The following is a 22,465-nucleotide window of genomic DNA, read 5'->3' as shown; positions in this document are numbered from 1 at the left end:
GTGCAGTGATGCATTGGCGCTGCAATAATCAAGGGTCTCATACTATATACAACTCATCGAAGCGAACGAAGCGCCAAGGACTGGCAGCTGAGCTTCGAAAGCCCACGAAAGGGGATCATCATGAACGTAGCACGCTCTTTCAATAACTGGCGCAAGTATCGTCAGACGGTCGCTGAACTGGGTCGCATGTCCGCACGCGAACTGGACGACCTCGGCATCGGACGCAGCGAAATCCGCAACGTCGCCCGCGCGGCCATCGCCCGCTAACGGCAACTTGCACCAAGCATCTTCGAGACTATGCCAGCGCCTGCTTCCTCCCGAGCGGGCGCTTTGCTTTTGTGCGTCCGGCGGATGGAGCAGGGTGATCAAGCCGCCCGCTTTTCGCATAACGCATAGCTGCATTGCAAAGAAATGCCTATCAACTGAGCAAGAAATAAGTATGATTATTTCTATCGAAGCGATGCACCTCCTCCCGCGTCCCTTCGATATACAGGCGCCCCATCCTCCTCCCAGGGTCGTCTGTGGAATGACAGCACTCCTCCTCCCAGCTGTCGTTCGGTTTTTTTCGAAAGCCTGCCGCACCTCCTCCCGCGGCAGGCTTTTTTGTTTTGGCCCAAGGAAATACCGGACGGCGCCGAAGCGGCCGATTGCGATCATCGCTTGAAGATGGCCTCATCATCTTCGCAAATTCCCCTCTCTATTCCCAAATTTTCTGTCGTGCTCTTGCGGGCCCTGCGTCTCCTCATGCGCGCACCGACAAACCTGTTGACACCAAACTTGTCGTACAACTATGTAACCGGATGGATACCGCCGCAGCGGAACAGGCCGGACAAGACCGGCTTCCGCAATAGCGACGACCCCTGGCGATAATGAAGCGGAAGGAAAATTGACATGCAGATCGACGTGAGGCACGCCTCCCATCCCGAGGCCGTGCGCGATTTCGACACGGAGACGCTGCGGCGTCACTTTCTGGTGGAAACCGTCTTCGCGAGCGGCGAGATCCGGCTGACATATTCGCATTACGACCGGATGGTCATCGGCGGCGCGACGCCGCTCGGCCCCGGGCTGACGCTGACGGCGCCGACGGCGATCGGACAGGAAACCTTCCTTGCCGAGCGTGAACTCGGCGCCCTGAATATCGGTGGTGCCGGCCGTATCATCGTCGACGGCACGAATTACGATCTTGCCAAATACGATTGCCTCTATGTCGGCAAGGGTGCCAAGGACATCAGGTTCGAGAGCGCGGATGCTGCCAATCCGGCAAAGTTCTATCTGGTCTCGACGCCAGCGCATCAAGCGCACCCGACCGTGTTGCTCACCCGCGAAAAGGCCCGTCACCTGACGCCGGGCGAAGCCGCAACAGCCAACAAGCGGTCGATCTATCAGTTCATCCACCCGGAAGTCTGCCAGTCCTGCCAACTCACCCTGGGCTTCACCATGATCGAGCCGGGCAGCGTCTGGAACACAATGCCAGCCCATACGCATGACCGCCGCATGGAAGCCTATCTCTATTTCGATCTCGAAGCGGAGCAGCGTGTGTTCCACTTCATGGGCGAGCCGCAGCAGACCCGGCATATGCTTGTCGCCAACGAACAGGCGGTCATCTCGCCGCCCTGGTCGATCCATTCGGGCGCCGGCACCAAGAACTACAGCTTCATCTGGGCGATGGCCGGCGACAATAAGAGCTTCACCGACATGGACCATATCGCCATCGCGGATCTGAGGTGAGCGTCGTGGCAAATCCCTTCGACCTTTCCGGCCGGGTTGCCGTCGTCACCGGCGCCAATACAGGGCTCGGCCAGGCCATCGCGGCCGCACTGGCAGAGGCCGGTGCGTCGATCGTCGCCGTCGGACGCTCCTCAATGGACGAAACCGAGGCGCTGGTGAAGGAAGCGGGAAGCCGCTTTCATGTCGTCAAGGCCGATCTTGCCAGCATCGAACCGGTAAAGGGGATCGTCACTGAGACCATCCAGGCCTTCGGCGGCCTCGACATCCTCGTCAACAATGCCGGCATCATCCGCCGCGCCGATGCGCTCGATTTCACGGAAGAAGACTGGGACGCGGTGATCGACGTCAACCTGAAGACCGCCTTCTTCCTGTCGCAGGCAGCCGGCCGCCACATGGTCGACAAGGGCAGGGGCAAGATCATCAACATCGCCTCGCTGCTCTCCTTCCAGGGCGGCATCCGGATTCCGTCTTATACCGCCTCGAAAAGTGGCCTCGCCGGACTGACCAAGCTGCTGGCCTGCGAATGGGCCGGCAAGGGCGTCAACGTCAACGCCATCGCCCCCGGTTACTTCGTGACCAACAACACCACGGCGCTGCGCGAGGATGCCGACCGCAATGCCGCCATCCTTGCCCGCATCCCGGCCGGGCGCTGGGGAACGCCGTCCGAACTCGGCGGTGCGGCCGTATTCCTGGCATCGTCGGCGTCCGACTACGTGCATGGAACGGTGCTGCCCGTCGATGGCGGTTGGCTGGCGCGCTGATCGGTCTCACCAACCGATCAGGCCTAGAGCGCCTTTTCAGACGCGCTAAGGACGCTCTATCGCTTTGATTTTCAGCATAACCCCGAAAATCGATTCCGGTTTTCGGGGTTATGCGCTAGAGCATGATGCCGAAAAGTGTGAGCGGTTTTCGGACGACATCATGCTCTAACTATATAATGTAGAACAGGAAACGGGGTCGGCGCAGCCGCCTCGACACCAGGATTTCGAAACAGGATGGCAGATAAGGACAACGCGGTCTTCAATACCATTCAGCAGGCGCCGAACCTGCGCAGCAATCTTGCCGATATGTTGACGGCGCAAATCGAGTCCGGCGACCTGAAGCCCGGCCAGCGCCTGCCGACCGAACAGGCGATCATGACGGCGACCGGCGTCAGCCGGACGATCGTTCGCGAAGCGCTCGCCGCTCTGCGTGCAAAGGGGTTGATCACCACGCGGCAAGGCCTTGGGGCTTTCGTCTCGAACGATCCGACGCCGAGATCCTTCTCGATTATTCCGAACGACCTGCAGTCGATCGACGAGGTTCTGCGCGTGCTGGAGCTGCGCATGGGGATCGAATACGAAGCCGCCGGTCTTGCCGCGCTACGGCGCACCCAGGAGGACATCGACCGCATGCAGGATCGTCTCGATGCCCTCGACAAGGCGCTCGAGGAGGGCGGATATGGTGCGCAAGAGGATTACGCCTTCCACAGATCCATTCTGGTCGCGACGCAGAATTCCTATTACGGCCGCCTCTTCGATACGTTCGGCAACATCATGGTACCGCGGCAATGGGCGCGCTTGGACAAAATGACAACAGCCGAGCGCAAGCGCCATGCGGCGCGCATGCGCAGGGAACACCATGCCATATTCGCGGCGATCCGCGACCGCGACGAGCCCGCCGCGCGCCGCGCCATCCGAAGCCACCTGTCGAAGAGTGCCGCGCGCTTCGAAGAGCTGCGCGACGCTACCGCATGATGCCGCAGTGAATGGCGTCCGCCGCTTCACACCTCAGGCTTCGGCTTCATCAGCCGCCGCCAGGCGGCGTGGTCGGTGTGCAGATCGGCAGAGGCGTGGATCGCCGGCAGAAGCGGTTTGCGTTTGCGCCGGCCGAAGCGGCGTTTGAAGCCGAGGATATTTTCGACGAAGCTTCTGGTGTAGAGCCCGGGGCCGCTTGAATAGATGCGCCATCCGCCGTCGACGGCGATCTCTCCCGCCTTGACGCGCTCCCATTCGGCCGTCGCCTGATAGCGATCATGGAAAGCCGCATCGCTGCTGCTGAAATAGGTATTGCGCTGGCGGAGCGACGCATGCGGCAGCGCTGATGTAACTGAAATCGGATTGACGACGGCGATCGCCTTCCAGAGTTCGTCCGCCTCGGCCTCGAGCGCCAGCGTCTCGCAGTAGCGCAGATGCGCATGCACATACATCAGCCCGATCTCGCGGCCGAAGAAGGAGGCGGATTCGGCGCGGCGAAACAGCGTCTCAGGCCCGCCGGCATAGGTCGCGGGCTTTTCCATCAGCCGCACGCCGTCGGGGAAGAGCAGATGCTCTTCGATCAGCTTCATATGGGCGCGTCTTTGAACCGGCGTGAAGAGGCCGCCGAGCATCGCCTGCGTCATCGAGATCAGCGAGTAATGCAGGCCGGTGCGCCGGTCGCTCGGGTGCAGCAGCAATTCGACGCCATCATGGCTGGGATCGAAGATCCCATAGCCGGCAACGATGCCGTCGCGCACGAGATGGCGGTTGAAATCCCGGCGCATCGCCGTTGCGATCTTCCGCAAGCCCCTGGCCTTGTCGCCATGACCGAGGCGGCGCAGGATTGCGGAATAACGGACGATCTGCTCATAGAGCAAAGCAACGGTCCAACTGCTGACCATCCAGTCGCGCAGATGCGGATCGGCCGGCTGCAGGGAATCGTTCCAGTCTCCCTCGCCATAGCGGATCAGATGCGTTCCCGGGATGAAAGCTTCGCGGACGGTCTCGAGCAGCTTCTCGACATGGATCGCAATGGTGTCGGGCTCCGGCGCCCTGGCCATCGTCTTTTCGTCGCGCCAGGAGACTTTCTCGTCGAGGATGGCGAGATCGCCGGTCGCTTCGATATAGTCGCAGAGCGCCTTCAGCGGCCAGACGACGATGTCGCCGTGACTATCGCCCGCCCGGATGTTGGCATAGGGCTCCAGCATGAACCATTGCGGCCAGTCGCCTTTGTCAAGGTATTGTTCACTGAAGACGGTCTTCAGCACCTCTTTGGCTTCGCGGTCATGCTCATAGGCAAGCAGGAATTCGATCGGGCCCTGGCAGGCGTCGCGTGTGCCCCAGGCAGCGCCGGTATATTGCTCGAGGCCGTGCGGTACGCTCAAATGCACAATGGCATCATGCGCAAGCCAGGGCAGCAGCGTCGTCTGTGCGGCAAGGTCGGGCGAGGTGCTGCCGATCGTTATGCCGCGCACCGCGTTCCGCCAGAATTTTGATGCTGGTGCAAGCATGGCTTCATCGGTGACGCCGGCCTCATAACGCTGCGCCAGGCGCTCGGCTTGCGCGGCATCGGTCATCGAACCGACGACGGCGAAAGAGAGCCCCTGTGTCGGCCGGGATCGGAGCGCCACGAAAGCGCCGTTGCGTGTTATCCCATCACTGTAGAGCAGTTCGTCGCCACCGATCTCCTCGATCGCACCGGGCGTCGAACTCACCAGCCAATAGCCGGCATCGGGATAACGCTCGCCCCAGAGCCAGCCCGGGTCCGGCCGGAAAAGAATGCGTTTGCCTGCCGTATCGAATTCGATCTGCCCGCCCGCGTCATATTCGCGCTCGCCGAGCACGACATGACCAAACACCAGGAAGCGGCACGGCTCGCCTTCGACGGAGACGGTCCACTGCATCGCCGCATCCTCGCCGGAGGCGACCGCCGACACGATGATCGTGCATTCGGAGAGGCGATAGATCCAGCGGCAATCACTGAGCCCCATTTCGAAAGCGGACGGCACCGCCAGAAGCTGCCAGCCGGCGCCGACATCCGCCATGATGCGCAGCCCGCTGGCGCGCGTCAGATTGTAGGGGTCGCGGGAGACGGAAAAGAGCTTGTGAAAGGACGTATTGCCGATCGTCAGCTGGGCCGCGAAAATGCCCTGCATCCAGCAGGTCGCGGCAAGCGTCGCATCGTCGAGCAGCATATTCTCACCGCTTCTGACGATCGCGCCGTGACGGCGCGCCACCATGAGCTCCTTGTCGCGCAGGACCACATGGCGGTTTAAAACGCCGTCCGATACGAAAAACGAAAGAAGCTTTCCGTCGACGCGCTCTTCCAGGCTCCGCTCCGGATAGAGCCTGCTGATCGCCATTTTATCCAGCGCCTCGGCCTTCAGCAGGGCAGCATCCTGCACCAGGCTGCGGACCGGCGCTGCCTCCGCAATATCGACAGCCGCACTGTCGGTCGCCGCGAGCTCGTCAAGCCGTGAAAGGTCGGCATCGCTCGACGCCTCGGGATGGTCGGCGGCAAACATAGCAAAGAAGGTCGCGGTCACACCGCTTGCCGGCACGGGGAGCGATTTTGACTGGATGGCGGGACATGCCGTCTCCTGCTGGCGCCGTTTGCGCGGCAGGCTGGTGCCGAAGGGACCGACCAGCAGGTCGTCGAGCCGGTCATTCGCCTGCACCAACTGGATCGCATCCGTGGCATAGGCAGCCGCCCCATCGCGGCAGCCTTGCACGAGCCAGGGGTTGCGGGCACCGGACTGCTTGAGATTTTGCCGGTTCATCACCACAGGGCCGAATGTCTCGTGATCGGCGATGTGGTGATCGACATATTGCGAGGCATAGGCTTCGCTGTTCATCAGGAAGCCGCGATCGCCGAGACCGACGTCCTGGACCAGCACCAGATCGACCGGCAGCGTTCCATCCTTCAGATGGCGGATGGAGGCACGCCAGAACCAGGCCGTTTCGGAGGGATGGAGCTCGAGGCGGACGGTGTAGCTGATATCGCCTCTCTTGCCGCTCCAGGAGAAGCTCGTTGCATCGTGCCCGAACCTGCCATCAGCGCGAGGCCCGACAATCTCGACGACATCAGGTGCCGCACCGCCGATGCGCAGATAAAGTCGGCCGATGCCGCCGGTGAGCGGCGAGCCCTGGATCTGGTTGATCTGCACCGATCCCTTGTCGTCGGCAAATTCGATGGCAAACAGCGTGCCGTTCGGCAGGGCCTCTATCGACAGGCCGGACCCGTTGCTGATCGTGAAGAGGCCAAGCTCCTCGCGTCGGGGCATTTGAAAACTGCGTGTGAGGACCGGGGCCATTGAGATCTCGTCGATTGGCTTCAGAGGGGAACTGGAGGATGACGCAAAATGATTGAGAGAAATCTTACCGGCGACCGGAAGATCGGCAACCTATCACCATGGTTTTCACGTTGACGCCGGCCGCCTGGCGAAGGGCACTGAGAGCAGGGCGCAGCTGGTCAGGGCGGCGATGACCATCCAGGCTTCGTTGATCGCCTGGACGCTTGCCGCCGTCTGGACCAGCGGATCGAGCAGCGCCGTGGTGTCGGCATCGAAACTGCCGCTATGTCCCGATATGGTCTGGAGAGGCGCGCCGACGAATGTCGCAGCCTCGATGTCGCCGGCTTGAAGGCGGGTCCACAGGCCTTGTCCCAGCGGTTCCGAGCGCGTGTAGATGATGGTGTCGATCAGCGCGATACCGATGGCCCCGCCGAGATTGCGCATCAGGTTGAAAAGTCCACTGGCATCGGGAATGCGATCTGGCGGAAGTGTGCCGAGCGCCAGCCGCGTCGGCGGCAGCAGGCAGAACATGATGGCGACGCCACGCACGACCTGCGGCCAGAACATCGCGTCGTAATCCGTGCGAGGATCCTGAAAGGCGCTCATCCCGACGCCGATCGCAAAGAGCGCGAAACCGGCCGCCGACAGCAGCCGCGCATCCATGCGCTTCTCCAGCGCGACCGCGATCGGCGCGGTCACCAGTTGCGCGATGCCGGTGACCAGCATCGTCATGCCGATTTCGAGCGCGTCATGCCCCCTGATGAAAGCGAGAAAGACCGGCATGAGATAGACCGAACCGAAGAGGCCGATGCCGAGCACGAAGCTCAAGACGGAGCCGACGAGAAAGTTCCGGTCACCGAAATTGCCGAGATCGACGATCGGCCTGTCTTGGCGCAGCGTGCGCCAGACGAAGACGCCTCCCGATGCGAGGCAGACCGTCAGCAGGCTGAGCACATAGGCCGAGATCCAGCCGCTCGTCGGCGCCTCCTTCAGGCTGAGTTCCAGGCTCGTCAGCGCGGTTGCCATCAGCAGGAGCGACAGACCGTCGAGATGTCTGAGTTCGGACGGATCAGTCGCCTTCCGCGGCAAGGACCGTGCCGCCAGGATTGCCGAGACGATACCGGGGATGATGTTGATCAGGAACAGCCAGTGCCAGGAATAGGTCTGCGTCAGCCATCCGCCGACGATCGGCCCGACGGTCGGCGCCAGCACCGCAAGCACGCCGGCGATCGTCGTCGCCAGCGCCTGCCGCTCGTTCGGAAAGAGGATGAACACGGCTGAAAACACCGAGGGGATCAGAGTTCCGCCGGAAAAACCTTGAAGCACCCGCCAGGCGACCAGCTCACCGAAGCTGCCGCTGGCCGCGCAGCCGGCGGAGGCGGCGACGAACAGGCTGATGGCGGTAACGAACAGCCACCGCATCGTCAGAAGCCGGGTCAAGAAGCCGGTGAGCGGGATCGCCACCACTTCGGCGATGAGATAGGCCGTCTGTATCCAGCTCATCTGATCCGGATCGATACCGAGCGCCGACTGGATGGTCGGCAACGATGTTGCCACCACCTGGACGTCGAGGATCGCCATGAACATGCCGACGCACATCGCCAGGAAGCCGAGCCAGACGATGGCGGGCGTTTCATCAGAACGGGCAGATTCAAGTCGTTCCGACATGCGATGATCCCGTGCGCTGCGTTCTCCGCCCTGGGGTGCGAAGACTAAGGCCGATCGTGGTTGCGATCGAGACGACGGACAGCATGGCTCGGAAGTGAACCGCGATTTCGCCGATCGCGACACCATAGTTCGGATGAGGACAGGAGGGATAGGGACCCGCCGGCACAAATTTGCACGAGTGAGTTGAACGCGATCGAGCCTGACCGGGTGGGCCAGGCTCGATAGTATCATCAACGGATTTGCTCCGAGCGTCCTATATATCCGGCGCTTAGCTGCGGAAGAGCGACAGGATATTCTGCGACGACGAATTCGCGATCGATAGCGACTGGATCGCAAGCTGCTGTTGTGTTTGCAAGGCAGACAGTTTGCTCGACTCCTCCTCCATGTCGGCGTCGACCAGCCGGCCCACGCCCGAGTCGATCGAATCGGAAAGCGCACTGACGAAGTCTTCCTGCAGATCGATGCGCGTCGAGATCGAACCCAACTGCGCACCGGCAGAGGTCATTGCCGACAGTGCGGATTCGATGGTCGACAGCGCCGACTGGATCTGACCAGTGGTGAAGTCGGTGATATCAAGCGAATAGACGGAATCGCCGTTTGCGTCCACGGTTCCGAGGATGCCGGACGCGGTATCGATCGTCCCGCTGCTCATGCCGAACAACACATTGCCCGTGGAGCTGGTATCCAGAGCGTATTCCGTCATTTTAACGGAAACGGCGCCGGAGCCGTCGCGAACGAAGGACGATACGACACTTTTTGTGCCATCCGCGCCCGCGACCCAGTTCTCACCGGAGAACGACGCCGACTGGGCAATGCTCAGCAGCTGTTCCTGAAGCTGACTGATTTCTTCCTGGACCTTGGACTTGTCGACACCGTCCTCGGTTGCCGCGACAAGCTTGGATTTGATCTCGTCGACGACGTCGATCGCATTGTCCATGGCCGTATAGGCGGTATCGACCTTTGCTGCGCCGAGGCCAAGCGCGTCGGAAACGGCGGAGAGCGCCTTGTTGTCGGACCGCATCGTGGTTGCGATCGACCAGTAGGCGGCATTGTCGGATGCGGTGTCGACCCGATAGCCGGTGGAAACACTGTTCTGTGTCGTTTCGAGGCTGGAGTTGATGTTGCGCAGCGTCTGAAGGGCAGACATCGCTGAATTGTTCGTATTGATGCTCGTCATGGGAAATTCGACCCGCTCTTAGAAGTTGAATGTGTTGCATCCCGGGGAACATCCCGGCCGTGGCGAGCAGCCTCATGCTTATCGACCAATGTTCGAGCAGGTCGATTCGCCATCGTTGAAACAATTATGGTACTTAAAGGTACATTAATTATTAACGCCGGAATTACCCTTATAAAACAACGCAGTGAACCGCCTCGGAGTTCGTTGCAAAAAGTTTGAGATCGGCAATTGACGTGTCGGCAGGAAACTGACTATCAATATTAAATCAATTTGATTGACTTCAAAAATAAGCAACAAGGGGAACGATGGAATGAGCTTGAGAAAGAGTGCAATCCGCAACAATTCCATGCGCGCCGGCTTTGCGGCGGCAACCGCTCTGACGGCGCTCGTCGTTTTTGGGACGGGTGGTGCAGCCGCAGAGTCGGTGCTGACGATGCATATCGAGGAGCAGAGCAGCTGGGTTCAGAACTTCAATCCGTTCGACCTTGCCGGCCGTCGGCAGAGCACGATGGATTTCATCTACGAGCCCCTGGCCATCTTCAATGCCGAGGATGGCGGCAAGCCGGTGTTTCGCCTGGCGACCGACTATAAATTCTCCGAGGACATGAAATCGGTCACCTATACGCTGCGGCCCGGCGCGAAATGGTCCGACGGGCAGCCGCTGACCTCGGCCGACGTGAAATACACGATCGATCTCATGCTGAAGAACGCCGCGCTCGATACCGTCGGCGTCGGCGAGACCGTTGCCTCCGTCGAGGCGCCGTCGGCGACCGAGGTCAGGATCAATCTCAAGGCCGTCAACTCCGATTTCCCGGAAACGCTTGCAGACCTCGCCGTCGTTCCCGAGCATATCTGGAAGGACGTTTCCGATCCGGTCGCCTTCAAGAACGAGAAGCCGGTCGGGTCCGGACCGATGACGGAGCTGCGCCGTTTCACGCCGCAGGTCTACGAGCAATGCCGCAACCCGAACTACTGGGATGCCGCCTCGCTGCATGTCGATTGCCTCAGGCTGCCGCAGATCTCGGGCAACGACCAGATGCTTGCCATCCTGCCGGAAGGCAATATGGACTGGATCGGCTCCTTCATTCCGCAGATCGACAAGACCTTCGTGGCGCTCGATCCCGACCATAACGGCTACTGGCAGCCGCCGGCCGAGACCGTCGCCTTCCAGATGAACTTCAAGAGCGGCAATGAAGGCAATCTCGAGGCCTACAAGGACCTGGACTTCCGCCACGCCTTCAGCCTCGCCATGGACCGCGCGTCGATGGTCGATATTGCCGGCTTCGGCTATCCCGTCGTCAACGAGCATGCGACCGGCCTGCCGCCGCGCTTCGAGACCTGGCGCAACAAGGACGCCGAAGGCGACGAGGACGCCTTCATGGGCTTCGATACCGAGAAGGCCAACACGATTCTCGACGATGCCGGCTACAAGAAGGGTGCTGACGGCTTCCGCACCACGCCGAGCGGCAAGCCCATCGTCTTCCCGATCATCGTTCCGAACGGCTGGACGGACTGGATCGACGCCGTCCAGATCGCGGTCGAAGGACTGCGTGCTGCCGGCATCAACGCATCCGTTGCCACGCCGGAATATGAACAATGGCGCAAGCAGATCATCGATGGCAGCTTCGAGGTCGTCATGAACTCCCGCGCCGATGGCGCAACACCGTTCCGCGGCTATTACCAGAGCCTGTCGACCGCTTATGGCGGCCGCATCACCGGCGCGCCCTCGCGCTATTCGAACCCGAAGCTGGACGCCCTTTTCGATCAGTATCTGAAGGCGACGTCGGAGGACGATCACAAAAAGATCTTCAACGACATCCAGCTGCTGATCGCCGACGACTTCCCTGTCGTGCCGGTATTCAACGGGCCGACCTGGTACCAGTTCTCCAGCAAGCGTTTCACCGGCTGGGTCACCGACAAGGATCCCGTCATGAACCCGGAAGATCATGACAACAACCGCATGCGCCTGATGCATCTGCTGCGCCTCAAGCCGGTCCAATAAGCCTCGCGAGGGAGCGGAAATGCGCGTTTCGAGCCGGCGCCTCGGCGTCTATGCGGTCGCCCTGGCGTTCGCCATCGTCATGAACTTCATTCTTCCCCGGCTGATGCCGGGGAGCCCGGTCGATGCCATGGTCGCCCAGCTCGGCGCGCGGGCAACACCTGCCGCCGTCGAGGCGATCAAGGCACGCTTCGGCGCGGTCGACCAGCCGATGCTCTGGCAGTTCGTCGATTACGTGAAGGGGTTGGCGACCCTCGATCTCGGCGTCTCGGTCAAATATTACCCCCAGACCGTCGTCCAGGTTCTTGGCCGTTCGACGCTCTGGACGGTCTTCCTCGTCACCACCGCGATCATCTTTTCGCTCTGCGTTGGTGTCGTGCTCGGCGCGATCTCGGCTTGGCGCCGTGGCGGACGCTTCGACACGATCGTCTCGCCGCTCTCCGTGATCATGATTTCGGTGCCGCCGGTCATCGTGGCGCTGACGACGCTTTTCGTCTTCGCGGTCTCGCTGCGCTGGTTTCCGGTGGGATACGCCTATGATCCGAACCTCGATCCCGCCTTCGATTTCACCTTCATTGGCAGTGTATTCATGCATGCCATCCTGCCGGTCCTGACGCTTTCGCCGTTTCTGATCGGCGAGTTCCAGACGACGATGCGCTCGTCGATGATCTCGGTACTTGGCGAGGACTATGTAACCATGGCGCGTGCCAAAGGGCTCAACCACCTCACCGTCATGTTCGGCTACGGCGCACGCAATGCCATGCTTCCTGTTCTGACCAACCTGGCGCTGATGCTCGGCGCCGTCTTCGGCGGCTCGATCGTCACCGAGATCGTCTTCAACTATCCGGGGTTGGGACTGACGCTCTATACTGCGAGCATCGCCCGCGATTACCCTGTCATCCAGGGGCAGTTGCTGCTGATGACGCTCGCGACGCTGGGCGCCAACTTCCTCGTCGACATCATCTACGGGCTCGTCGATCCCAGATTGCGGGAGGCCGTATGATGGGCTTTACGCTGCGGCCTATCCTCAGGCAGAAGAAAGCGCTGGCCGGCCTCGTCATCATCGTGTCTCTGTGGCTGATGGCGCTGTTTGCGCCGATCGTTGCGCCCGGCGAGCCCGGAGCACGTGTCGGGCGCTCGCATCAGCCGCCGTCGATCGAACACGTCATGGGCACCACGAAGATGGGACGGGATGTCTATCGCCAGTTCGTCTGGGGTGCCCGCAGCTCTCTCTCCGTCGGCTTTGCCACGGGCATTGCCATCACCGTTCTCGGCACGGCCATCGGCCTCATCGCCGGTTATGCCGGCGGCAGGACCGATGCGGTGCTCGATCTTGCGACCAATGCCGTGCTTGTCGTGCCGAATATGCCGCTTCTGATCCTGCTCGCCTCCTTCGCCGGCACGGTCGGGCCGATGACGATCATGGCGATTATCGCGCTGACCTCCTGGCCCTGGGGTGCTCGCATGACACGCTCGCAGACGATGGCGCTTCGCAATCGCGACTTCGTCACGGCCTCCAAGATGATCGGAGAGCCGGCCTGGCGCATCATCTTCGTGGAAATCCTGCCGAACCTGACGACGCTGATCGGCATCAACCTCGTCGGCAGCATCATCTACGCCATCGTTGCCCAGACGACGCTCGAATATCTGGGTTTCGGCGATCCGCTGAAGGTCTCCTGGGGCACGATGCTCTACAATGCCCAGAATTCCTCGGCGATCATGGTCGGTGCATGGTGGGACATCGGGGTGCCGGCGCTCGGCATCGCGCTGACTGGGCTAGGCCTTGCTCTTTTGAATTTCACCTTCGACGAGATCGCCAATCCGCAGTTGCGCTCCGGCCCGGCGCTGACGCGCTGGTTCCGCCTCAACCGTGCTCGCAACAGGGAACTGGAGCTTGGCCGATGAGCGACAATCTTCTGGAAATCGAAAAGCTCAATGTCGACTATCTCGTCGACAAGGGAGAATTCCGTGCCGTGAAGGAGGTCTCCTTCAATATCGGCCGCGGCGAGATCTTCGGGCTCGCCGGTGAATCCGGTTGCGGCAAGAGCACGATCGCCTATGCCATCACCCGTCTTTCCAAGGCGCCTGCCTGGATCAGCGGCGGCAGCATAAAGCTCGATGGACAGGATCTTTTGAGGCTGCCGGAACGCGAGTTGCAGAGAATCCGCTGGAAGCGCATCGGCATGGTCTTTCAGAGCGCGATGAATTCGCTCAATCCGCTGATGCGGGTCGAGGCGCAGTTCCATGACGTTCTGCGCCGGCACACCGGTTGCTCGCATGAGGAATCAAGGGCTCGGGCTGAGGAGATGTTCCGTCTCGTCGGCATTCCCACGCATCGCATCGGCGATTACCCGCACCAGTTCTCCGGCGGCATGCGTCAGCGCATCGTCATCGCCATCTGCCTGGCGCTCAGACCCGAGCTTATCATCATGGACGAGCCGACGACGGCCCTCGATGTGGTCGTGCAGCGGGAGATCCTCGAGCAGGTCGTCGATCTTCAGCGGACCTATGGTTTCTCTGTGCTCTTCATCACCCATGACCTGCATCTGATGGCGCAGCTCTGCCAGCGCATCGGCGTCATGCTGAAGGGCGAACTCGTCGAAGTGGGCGACGTGCGCCAGGTCGCCCAGGCGCCACTGCACGATTATACCCGCAAGCTTTGGAATGCCATTCCGCAGCTTCCAGGCAATCCGCACCTATCGGGAGTCTTGGCATGAAGGCGGAGGCAAATCCTGTGGTCGCTGAAGCCGTGATCCGGCTCGAAGATCTCAAGCGTAATTTCGGCCCGGTACAGGCATTGAAAGGTGTGTCCTTCTCGCTCTTTCCCGGTCGGGCCCTGGCGCTGGTCGGAGAATCCGGCTGCGGCAAGACGACTTGCGCCCGCATCATCGCGCGCTTGGACAAGCCGACGGGCGGCAGGCTGTTTTTCCGCGGGCAGGATCTGACCGCCCGCGGCGAGGCGAAGGACGAGCATCAGTACCGCAGGGAGGTGCAGATGGTCTTTCAGGATCCGTTCTCATCGCTCAATCCGGCCTTTACGGTCAGCCATCATCTGGCGCGGCCGCTGCAATTGCATCGGCAGAGCGGCTCCAGGGCGGATCTTGCCGAAGAGATTGGCCGCCTGCTGACAAGCGTCGGGCTGGAACCCGATTTGACCAGGCAGAAATTCCCGCATGAACTCTCGGGCGGCCAGCGGCAGCGGGTGAATATCGCCCGGGCGCTAGCCGTCGCGCCGAGCGTGCTGGTCGCCGATGAGCCGACCTCGATGCTCGATGTCTCCATCCGCAAGGACATTCTCGATCTGCTCGCGACGGTGAAACGGGAAAATGACCTGGCCATGCTCTATATCACCCACGACATCGCAACGGCCGCACATGTGGCCGAGGAGATCGTCGTCATGTTCGCCGGCCAGATGGTCGAATGGGGCGACACCGATACGGTTCTGTCCGATCCGCGCCATCCCTATACAAAATTGCTGCTGTCAGCCGTTCCGGATGGCAGCCGGCCGTTCGTGACGGGCGGAAGCGCGCGTTTCCTCGAACAGGCGGAAAAGGTACGCTCGCTCAGCCGTCCTGAATCGACTGTTATCGAGCAGGTCGGCTCCAACCATTTCATACGCGCGCTCGGCGTTTCCAGCTGAAGGATGGCAAAGTGGACTATCTCGTCAACCTCTCCACCCTGTCGCCAGACACGCAGTCGCCCGGACGAATGGCGCGCAAGGGTGTGACGATCCGCCGGGCTCTGCCGCCGGAATTCCGGCTGATCACTGGTTGGATCGCAGAACAATTCGGTGAGGGATGGGCGAGCGAGGCATCCGTCGCGATGACCCGCCAGCCGCCGACCTGCTTCATCGCCACGCGCGAGCAGAAGCTCGTCGGCTTTTCCTGCCACGAAGCCACGGCGCGCGGTTTCTTCGGACCGACCGGCGTCGACGAAGGCCTTCGCGGGCTCGGCATCGGCCGGGCATTGCTTTTTGCCAGCCTGAACGACCTGAAAGCGATGGGCTATGCCTATGCGATCATCGGCGACGTCGGCCCTTCTGCCTTTTACGAAAAGGCCGTCGGGGCCGTGCCGATCCCCAATTCCGCTCCCGGCATTTACGCCGGGATGCTCAAGAGCTGATTTTCAAAAGGCCAGATCGTCAAAAAGGCCAGATCTTCAAAAGGAAAGAGTGACCATGTCCACATCACGACCGAGAACCCTGCGGCTTGAAACCCTTTGGAACCCGCCTGCAGACGGCAAGGAGTTTTCCTACGTCCTGCGCCTCAAAAACCTCGGCACCGAGCCGCTTTCGAATTTCTCCCTCTGCGTCAGCGGCCCGGGTCGTGTCGATCCGGCCGGTCGTGTCGAAGGCGCCACGGTTTCGCAGCGGCTCTCGAATTTCACCGAATTCCAGCCGCCGGCCAATTTCGTTCTCGGCGCCGGCGAGACGTGGACGATATCGGTCTACGCGCTGAGCTGGCAGTTCCGCCACTGGACGGACGGTGCGACGAGCGGTTATCTCGCCTTGGCCGATGGCAGCACGATCGTGCTCACCATCGAGCCGACGCGATCTTCGGTCAGCAACGCGCCCTTGAAGCGTGGCGCCGAGATCTATCCGGTTCCGGTCAATGCGCCCGTTCAGGTGTCGATCATCCCCTGGCCGAACCATGTGGCGGTCGCCTCGCGCCGGCCGCTTCCGGCCGGTTTTGCGCCGCAGGCGCAGAGTGCTGAAGGGGAGGCGGCAGCACGCAGTTTCGCAGCGCTGGTCGAGCATCTCTTCGCCGTCGAAGGCATCGTGCGGAGCGAGGCGGAAGGCGCGGTTCCGGTTGCCCTGAAGGATGCCGCCGGGTTCGGGCCAGAGGCCTATCGGCTGAGCTTCGAGGATGAGGCGATCACGATCGAGGCAAGCAGCCAGACCGGCTTCCTCTACGGCCTCGTCACGCTCGGCCAGATCTGGCGCGGTGCAAGGCTGTATCCCGAGGCCTTCCAGTTTCCGGCTTCCGGCGAGATCGTCGACGAGCCGTCGATGGGCTGGCGCGGCCTGCATCTCGACGTCGCCCGTCAGTTCTACGGTGCCGCCGAGGTCAAGAAGCTGGTGGCGGTGCTTGCCTGGAACAAGCTCAACCGCTTCCACTGGCACCTATCCGACGACGAAGCATGGCGCGTCGAGATCGACGCCTATCCTGATTTGACCGCGGTCGGTGCCTGGCGCGGCCACGGTCTGGCCGTTCCGCCGCTGCTCGGTTCTAGCCCGGCCCGCACCGGCGGCTATTACACCAAGGCGGCCATCCGCGAGATCGTCGCCCATGCCAAGAGCTTCGGCGTGGAGATCGTGCCGGAGATCGATGTCCCCGGCCATTGCTACGCCATGCTGCAGGCGATACCGGAACTGCGCGATCCGGCCGAGGTCGGCAGCTATTATTCGGTTCAGGGCTTTCCCGATAATTGCATCAATCCGGCCCGCGAGAAGACCTATGAGATCATCGAGACGATCCTCTTAGAACTCATCGAGCTCTTTCCGTTCAAGGTCATCCATCTCGGCGCCGACGAAGTTCCGCTTGGCGCGTGGTCCGGCTCGCCAGAAGCGCTGGAGCGCCTGCGCACGGTAGCAGGCGACGAGGTTGCCGATGCGCATGCCAAGCGGCTGAACGTTGTGACCAATACCCATGGCGCCGATGACATCCACGGCTCGGGTGCCGCCATCCTGCAGGCGGAGTTCCTGAGCCGCGTCCAGCGCTTCCTTGCGAGCAAGGGCTGCATCACCGGCGGCTGGGAAGAGGCGGCCCACGGCGATGTCATCGACAAATCGAAGAGCTATCTCTGCAGCTGGCGCAATGTCGAGGTCTCGGCCGAACTTGCCGAGCGCGGCTACGAAATCGTCGTCTGCCCGGGACAGGTCTACTACCTCGACATGGCGCTCAGGCCGGACTGGGACGAGCCCGGCGCCAGCTGGGCAGGCACCTCGGATGCCGAGAAGCTCTACAATTTCGACCCCATCGGCGGCTGGACGGCGAGCCAGAAACAGAAACTCCTCGGCATCCAGGCCTGCATCTGGTCCGAGCCGATGACGGATCGCGCCGTTTTCGACCGCCTCGTCTTCCCCCGCCTTTCCGCACTTGCCGAAACGGGCTGGACGAAGCCTTCGTCAAAGTCGTGGGAGCGTTTCAGGGCGCTCGCAGGACTGATGCCGCTGCTCTACGGGCTGCAGCAGTCGTAGTGCTCAGATCGGGTCACGGGTTTTGCTTTGAGGATCACCCTTGCCATCACCGGAGGCGGTGATGGCGGGGGATACTGACATTGCTTTCAAAGGGCGTTGTCAGGTGCCGCTTCATCTGCCGCGGGCAGCTGACATTCGGGTGCTGCGATACGAATAGGACGTGTTCCAATCGGCGCGCCGGTCGCGCGGTCGATGGTGACGGGATCGATCTCCGTACCGGTCTCAGCGTCGAAGAAGCGGGTGACTGCACCGCCGGCGCGGTGCTTGCGGCCCCAGGCGCCGATTGCAAACAGCACCGGCAGAAAGTCGCGGCCGGCTTCCGTCAGCACATATTCGTCGCGCGGCGGACGCTCGGAATAGCGACGCTTTTCCAGCAATCCTTCCTCGGTCAGCGATGACAGCCGCCCCGTCAGCATTGTCGGGACGATGCCGAGGCTTTTGCGAAATTCATCGAAGCGGGTCAGCCCCGCATGGGCGTCGCGCATGATCAGCATGCTCCACGCATCGCCGACGAGTGCCAGGCTGCGGGCGATCAGACAAGGCTGTTTGGAAAGATTCTTCATGTCGATATCTTTTTAGTAGTGACTTGCTATCGATTTGATAGTAACAGAATGCGCATGGATGTTCCACGACAAAAACGAAGGCAGACGTCAATGAGCAAGAAAGAACGCGGCATTGCCCTGGTCACCGGGGCTTCCTCCGGCATCGGGCTGGTGACGGCGAAGGCGCTGCGGCGCGACGGTTACCGGGTGTTCGGCACCAGCCGAAAGCCGATGGCCGACACCGCCGACGGCATCACCATGCTGGTCTGCGACGTCATCGACGATCAATCCGTGCAGAGCGTCGTCGACGAGATTCTGAAACGCACGGGACGGATCGATCTTCTGGTCAACAATGCCGGGATCGGCCTGCTCGGCGGCGCCGAGGAATCGACGACGGCGCAGGCCAAAGCCGTGTTCGACGTCAACGTCTTCGGCACGATGCGCATGACCAATGCAGTGCTGCCGGTGATGCGGAGGCAGCGTAGCGGCCGGATCATCAACCTGAGCTCGATCCTCGGGCTGATCCCGGCGCCCTTCAACGCGCTTTACGCAGCGACCAAACACGCGATCGAAGGCTATTCGGAATCCCTCGACCATGAAGTGCGCACACAGGGCATCCGCGTCGTGCTCGTCGAGCCGGGTGTCACCCGCACCTCCTTCGAGGAGAACATCACGCGCCCCGACCGGCCGCTTGCCGTCTATGATGCGGTGCGCGCCGACGCGGAGAAGCTGATGCGCGAGATCGTCTCAAAAGGCGATGCGCCCGAGGTGGTCGCCGCAACCGTCATCCGGGCTGCCAATGCGGCCTCGCCCAAGCGACGCTACACGGCCGGAAAGGCCGCAGGGCAGGTGCGTTTCATCCGCCGCTTCCTGCCCGAGTCCTTCGTCGACAAGAGCCTCCGGAAATTCAACAAACTTCCCGATTGATCCTGGCTTGCCGTATTGTCGGCTCATCGCAAAACGAAAGTTCGCTCCCGTGAAAGCATTCCTGATCGATCGCTACAAGAAAGGCGGCGCCCTCAGGCTCGGCCAGAGCCCTGAACCGCAGCTGCGCGAGAATGACGTCATGGTCGAGATCCATGCCGCCAGCGTGAACCCGCTGGATGCCAAGATCCGGGACGGAGAATTCAAGCTGATCCTGCCTTACCGGCTTCCATTGGTGCTCGGCAATGATGTCGCTGGTGTCGTGGTCCGGGTCGGCGCCAATGTCCGGCAATTCAAACCCGGCGACGCGGTCTATGCGCGTCCTGGCCAGGATCGCATCGGCACCTTCGCCGAGTATATCGCCATCGACGCTGCCGATATCGCGTTGAAACCCGCCAATCTCAGCATGGAAGAGGCCGCATCCATTCCGCTTGTGGCGCTGACCGCATGGCAGGCGCTGGTCGAGCGCGCCAAGCTGCAGAAGGGGCAGAGGGTGCTGATCCATGCGGGCTCCGGCGGCGTCGGCACCATCGCGATCCAGCTTGCCAAACATCTCGGCGCCCATGTGGCGACGACCGTGAGCACGGCAAATATCGATCTGGTGAAAAGCCTCGGCGCCGACGTGGTGGTCGATTACAAGAAGGACGACTTCGAAAAGGTACTGAAGGGCTATGACGTCGTGCTGAACAGCCTCGGCAAGGATACGCTGGAGAAATCGCTCGCCGTCCTGAAGCCCGGCGGCAAGCTGATCTCGATATCAGGTCCGCCCGATCCCGATTTCGCCAGGGAAAACGGCTTCGGCTGGCTGCTGCGGCAGGTCATGCGCTTCTTGAGTTTAGGCATCCGGCGGAAATCGAAACGCCGCGGGATCGGCTATTCCTTCCTCTTCATGACGGCAAACGGCGCGCAACTCGGCAAGATCACCTCGCTGATCGAGGCGGGCGCCATCCGCCCCGTCATCGACCGGGCCTTCCAATTCGAGAAGACCAACGAGGCGCTGGACTATGTGGAAACGGGACGCGTGAAGGGCAAGGTCGTCATTGCGGTGAAGTGAGGTCTGGAAGGCCGAAGAACCCTCGGTTAAGCCGAGCGGCTTTGGCAGGACGTCGAAGCGCGGATTGGTTTCGGAAAAGAGAAATGCGGTCGAGCGAAGGGCTTCATTGTCGTTGCCGGTAGGCAGAGGGTGTGACGCCCGTGCCCAACTTGAATGCCCGTGTCATGTGGCTCTGGCTGCTGAAGCCGCAGGCCGAAGCGATCTGCGCTATTGGATCCATGCCTGATAACATCGATTTGGCGCGCTCGACACGCCGGTGAGCCACCCAGCCATTTGGGGACACACCATAGCTTGCCCGGAACATCCGCTGAAAATGAAAGGCGCTGAGCTGCCCGATCGTCGCCAGATCCTGCAAGCGGATTGTCTCACCGAGATGGGCCTCGATATACTCCAGACTCCGGCGCCGCACATGAGGAGCGAGCCCGCCGCTGATCGCACAGGGACGCATCCCTCCATAACGCGGATCAACGAAGAAATCGTTGATCGCCTGCGTCATCGCTTCCTCAGCCAGCAGATGACCGCCCGTCACCATCGCTTTCGTCATCTGCCGAAGCGTGTGCGCCAAGGCGGGTGCATCTGCGAAGGTTAATTCGGGAAGAGCCATGAGCCGAGCATCGCGGTCAAACGTCTCGGCAAACATCCGGCGCATCTGGTCGTCGGGAACATAGAGATGGACGAATTGGGAGAAGTCGGTGATTTCCCATTCGGAAGAGTGCTCCTGTGGCATGACGCACAGCACGCCCGGACGGCCGCGAGCGGCGGGGCTGCCATCCAGACGACGCGTTCCGGCGCCGCCCCTGAGATAAAGACTGAACGTATGACCGTTCGGCCGCTCATAGCTCATCCTGTCGTGTGCATTGCTCCAGATGGCAGCTGATCGCCCGAACCCTAGATCGATGGACTGTGACATCCGCGCAGTGGGAGATGCGGATAGAAACCTGAAAACCGAGGGGTGACTATATTTCACCAATTCTTCCCCACACCTGACCATGCCGCGCGAACAATACCGGCGGATGACCCGCATGGCGAGCCGGAAGTCCGGGCAAATCGATTTCATAGCAAGAATCTGCAAGAGGCCTGCTCACGGTTCGCCTATTGGTCGGGAAAACGAGGATCACTCCATGGCAAATGCCGCTCTTTTCATCGCGACCGTCCTGATATGGGGGACGACCTGGATCGCCATTGCGATGCAGGTCGGTCCCGTGCCGGTCTTGGTCTCGGTCTTTTACAGATTTGCGGTTGCAGCCGCGATCCTCGTCGCCATCCTGGTTGTTATGCGGCAGCTCAAGCTGCCTGCCTTGCGCGATCAACCTTTCATCCTTGCGCAAGCGCTCTGCCTGTTTAGCCTCAATTTCATCTGTTTCTACAACGCCGCCGCCTCTATCCCGTCCGGGCTGATCTCGGTGATCTTCTCGCTCGCAACGATCTACAATGCCGTCAATGCGCGCCTTTTCTTCGGCGACCGCATTACAGGCCGCACGCTTCTCGCAGCCGCGCTCGGAGCAACCGGGCTTCTGCTCCTTTTCGGACAGGACGTTGTCGTCGATTTCGATATGGCCACGTTGAAAGGGATCGGGCTCGCAGCGCTCGGCACGCTGTTCTTCTCGCTGGGCAATATGGCATCGCGTCGAAACAGCGCGGCCGGAATCTCACCGCTGACCGCCAATGCCTGGGGCATGACCTATGGCGCGATCATCCTCCTCTTCCTGATTGCCGTGACGCGAACGCCGATCGTGGCACCGCCCAACATCACCTATCTTGCCGCCATGCTCTATCTCGCGGCAATCGGATCGGTGATCGGCTTCACCACCTACCTCATGCTGGTGTCCCGCATCGGCTCCTCACGCGCTGCCTATGCCACCGTCCTGTTCCCGATCGTCGCCCTGTCGTTGTCGACGGTCTTCGAGGGCTACCACTGGAGCGGTCTGGGCCTGATCGGCCTGGCGCTGACGCTTCTCGGCAACGTGGTCATCTTTGCGCGACCACTAGCCCGTCGCCCGCCGCAGTCAGATGCGAGGCTGCCGGCAGGCGGATGAGACCGGCGTCTGCAATCTCCCTAGAGCATGATGCCGAAAAGTGTGGGCGGTTTTCGGACGACATCATGCTCTATTTCTTTGATTTAGAACAGGATTCAGATTTTAGGCC

19 protein-coding genes are annotated in these 22,465 nt (G+C 61.4%); 14 read left to right on the top strand and 5 right to left on the bottom strand.

Annotated features, from left to right (window positions below; all coding sequences use genetic code 11):
* The first annotated feature begins 120 nt into the window (after window positions 1-120).
* The 4 genes from CUJ84_RS31780 to CUJ84_RS31765 all read left to right on the top strand — a co-directional run bounded on the left by CUJ84_RS31780 (window position 121) and on the right by CUJ84_RS31765 (window position 3,464).
* Complete coding sequence (locus CUJ84_RS31780) at window positions 121-267, top strand: DUF1127 domain-containing protein (RefSeq protein ID WP_003548073.1); 147 nt, start codon at window positions 121-123, stop codon at window positions 265-267.
* 624 nt (window positions 268-891) lie between these two features.
* On the top strand, window positions 892-1,728 hold the full coding sequence (kduI, locus tag CUJ84_RS31775; protein WP_105009558.1) for a 5-dehydro-4-deoxy-D-glucuronate isomerase: 837 nt from the start codon (window positions 892-894) through the stop codon (window positions 1,726-1,728).
* A complete protein-coding gene (gene kduD / locus CUJ84_RS31770) occupies window positions 1,725-2,489 on the top strand; it encodes a 2-dehydro-3-deoxy-D-gluconate 5-dehydrogenase KduD (protein ID WP_281069967.1) in 765 nt (254 codons plus the stop codon). Before kduI ends, kduD begins: the two co-directional genes overlap by 4 nt.
* A gap of 234 nt (window positions 2,490-2,723) precedes the next feature.
* On the top strand, window positions 2,724-3,464 hold the full coding sequence (locus CUJ84_RS31765) for a FadR/GntR family transcriptional regulator (protein ID WP_105009557.1): 741 nt from the start codon (window positions 2,724-2,726) through the stop codon (window positions 3,462-3,464).
* A gap of 26 nt (window positions 3,465-3,490) precedes the next feature.
* Here CUJ84_RS31765 and CUJ84_RS31760 read toward each other — a convergent pair whose 3' ends face one another.
* The 3 genes from CUJ84_RS31760 to CUJ84_RS31750 all read right to left on the bottom strand — a co-directional run bounded on the left by CUJ84_RS31760 (window position 3,491) and on the right by CUJ84_RS31750 (window position 9,602).
* Complete coding sequence (locus CUJ84_RS31760) at window positions 3,491-6,778, bottom strand: GH36-type glycosyl hydrolase domain-containing protein (RefSeq protein ID WP_105009556.1); 3,288 nt, start codon at window positions 6,776-6,778, stop codon at window positions 3,491-3,493.
* A 105-nt stretch (window positions 6,779-6,883) separates the two neighbouring features.
* Complete coding sequence (locus CUJ84_RS31755; protein ID WP_105009555.1) at window positions 6,884-8,425, bottom strand: DHA2 family efflux MFS transporter permease subunit; 1,542 nt, start codon at window positions 8,423-8,425, stop codon at window positions 6,884-6,886.
* 268 nt (window positions 8,426-8,693) lie between these two features.
* Window positions 8,694-9,602, bottom strand: coding sequence for a flagellin (locus CUJ84_RS31750; protein ID WP_105009554.1), 909 nt, complete (start codon window positions 9,600-9,602; stop codon window positions 8,694-8,696).
* A gap of 310 nt (window positions 9,603-9,912) precedes the next feature.
* Between CUJ84_RS31750 and CUJ84_RS31745 the strand changes: the two genes are divergently transcribed.
* From CUJ84_RS31745 to CUJ84_RS31715, 7 genes are read left to right on the top strand one after another with little or no spacing between them, the layout of a single operon-like run.
* A complete protein-coding gene (locus CUJ84_RS31745) occupies window positions 9,913-11,604 on the top strand; it encodes an ABC transporter substrate-binding protein (RefSeq protein ID WP_105009553.1) in 1,692 nt (563 codons plus the stop codon).
* Between the two features lie 19 nt (window positions 11,605-11,623).
* Window positions 11,624-12,604 carry an ABC transporter permease gene (locus CUJ84_RS31740; protein ID WP_105009552.1) on the top strand — a complete coding sequence of 327 codons (981 nt, stop codon included), beginning with the start codon at window positions 11,624-11,626 and terminating at the stop codon, window positions 12,602-12,604.
* Entirely contained in the window at window positions 12,604-13,506 is a 903-nt protein-coding gene (locus CUJ84_RS31735) for an ABC transporter permease (protein WP_105009551.1), read from the top strand. Before CUJ84_RS31740 ends, CUJ84_RS31735 begins: the two co-directional genes overlap by 1 nt.
* A complete protein-coding gene (locus CUJ84_RS31730; protein ID WP_105009550.1) occupies window positions 13,503-14,318 on the top strand; it encodes an ABC transporter ATP-binding protein in 816 nt (271 codons plus the stop codon). Before CUJ84_RS31735 ends, CUJ84_RS31730 begins: the two co-directional genes overlap by 4 nt.
* Window positions 14,315-15,241, top strand: a complete 927-nt coding sequence (locus CUJ84_RS31725; RefSeq protein ID WP_105009549.1) for an ABC transporter ATP-binding protein — start codon at window positions 14,315-14,317, stop codon at window positions 15,239-15,241. The genes CUJ84_RS31730 and CUJ84_RS31725 overlap by 4 nt, the downstream gene beginning before the upstream one ends.
* Before the next feature lie 11 nt (window positions 15,242-15,252).
* Entirely contained in the window at window positions 15,253-15,723 is a 471-nt protein-coding gene (locus CUJ84_RS31720; RefSeq protein WP_105009548.1) for a GNAT family N-acetyltransferase, read from the top strand.
* Window positions 15,724-15,778: 55 nt separating this feature from the next.
* On the top strand, window positions 15,779-17,800 hold the full coding sequence (locus tag CUJ84_RS31715) for a beta-N-acetylhexosaminidase (RefSeq protein WP_105009547.1): 2,022 nt from the start codon (window positions 15,779-15,781) through the stop codon (window positions 17,798-17,800).
* A gap of 86 nt (window positions 17,801-17,886) precedes the next feature.
* Here CUJ84_RS31715 and CUJ84_RS31710 read toward each other — a convergent pair whose 3' ends face one another.
* A complete protein-coding gene (locus CUJ84_RS31710) occupies window positions 17,887-18,363 on the bottom strand; it encodes a winged helix-turn-helix transcriptional regulator (protein WP_105009546.1) in 477 nt (158 codons plus the stop codon).
* 90 nt (window positions 18,364-18,453) lie between these two features.
* On the opposite strand from CUJ84_RS31710, the gene CUJ84_RS31705 reads away from it, so the two are divergent.
* Complete coding sequence (locus tag CUJ84_RS31705) at window positions 18,454-19,269, top strand: oxidoreductase (protein WP_105009545.1); 816 nt, start codon at window positions 18,454-18,456, stop codon at window positions 19,267-19,269.
* 49 nt (window positions 19,270-19,318) lie between these two features.
* Window positions 19,319-20,320, top strand: a complete 1,002-nt coding sequence (locus CUJ84_RS31700; protein ID WP_105009544.1) for an NADP-dependent oxidoreductase — start codon at window positions 19,319-19,321, stop codon at window positions 20,318-20,320.
* Window positions 20,321-20,423: 103 nt separating this feature from the next.
* Here CUJ84_RS31700 and CUJ84_RS31695 read toward each other — a convergent pair whose 3' ends face one another.
* A complete protein-coding gene (locus tag CUJ84_RS31695; protein ID WP_105009543.1) occupies window positions 20,424-21,164 on the bottom strand; it encodes a helix-turn-helix domain-containing protein in 741 nt (246 codons plus the stop codon).
* Window positions 21,165-21,441: 277 nt separating this feature from the next.
* Between CUJ84_RS31695 and CUJ84_RS31690 the strand changes: the two genes are divergently transcribed.
* Window positions 21,442-22,356 carry a DMT family transporter gene (locus CUJ84_RS31690; protein ID WP_105009542.1) on the top strand — a complete coding sequence of 305 codons (915 nt, stop codon included), beginning with the start codon at window positions 21,442-21,444 and terminating at the stop codon, window positions 22,354-22,356.
* Window positions 22,357-22,465: the final 109 nt, after the last annotated feature.

It is taken from the genome of Rhizobium leguminosarum (assembly GCF_002953715.1).
In the GTDB taxonomy this organism is placed as follows: Bacteria; Pseudomonadota; Alphaproteobacteria; order Rhizobiales; family Rhizobiaceae; genus Rhizobium; species Rhizobium leguminosarum_V.
Note: the sequence above shows the minus strand (reverse complement) of the source record. Positions and strands in the feature narration are given on the sequence as shown.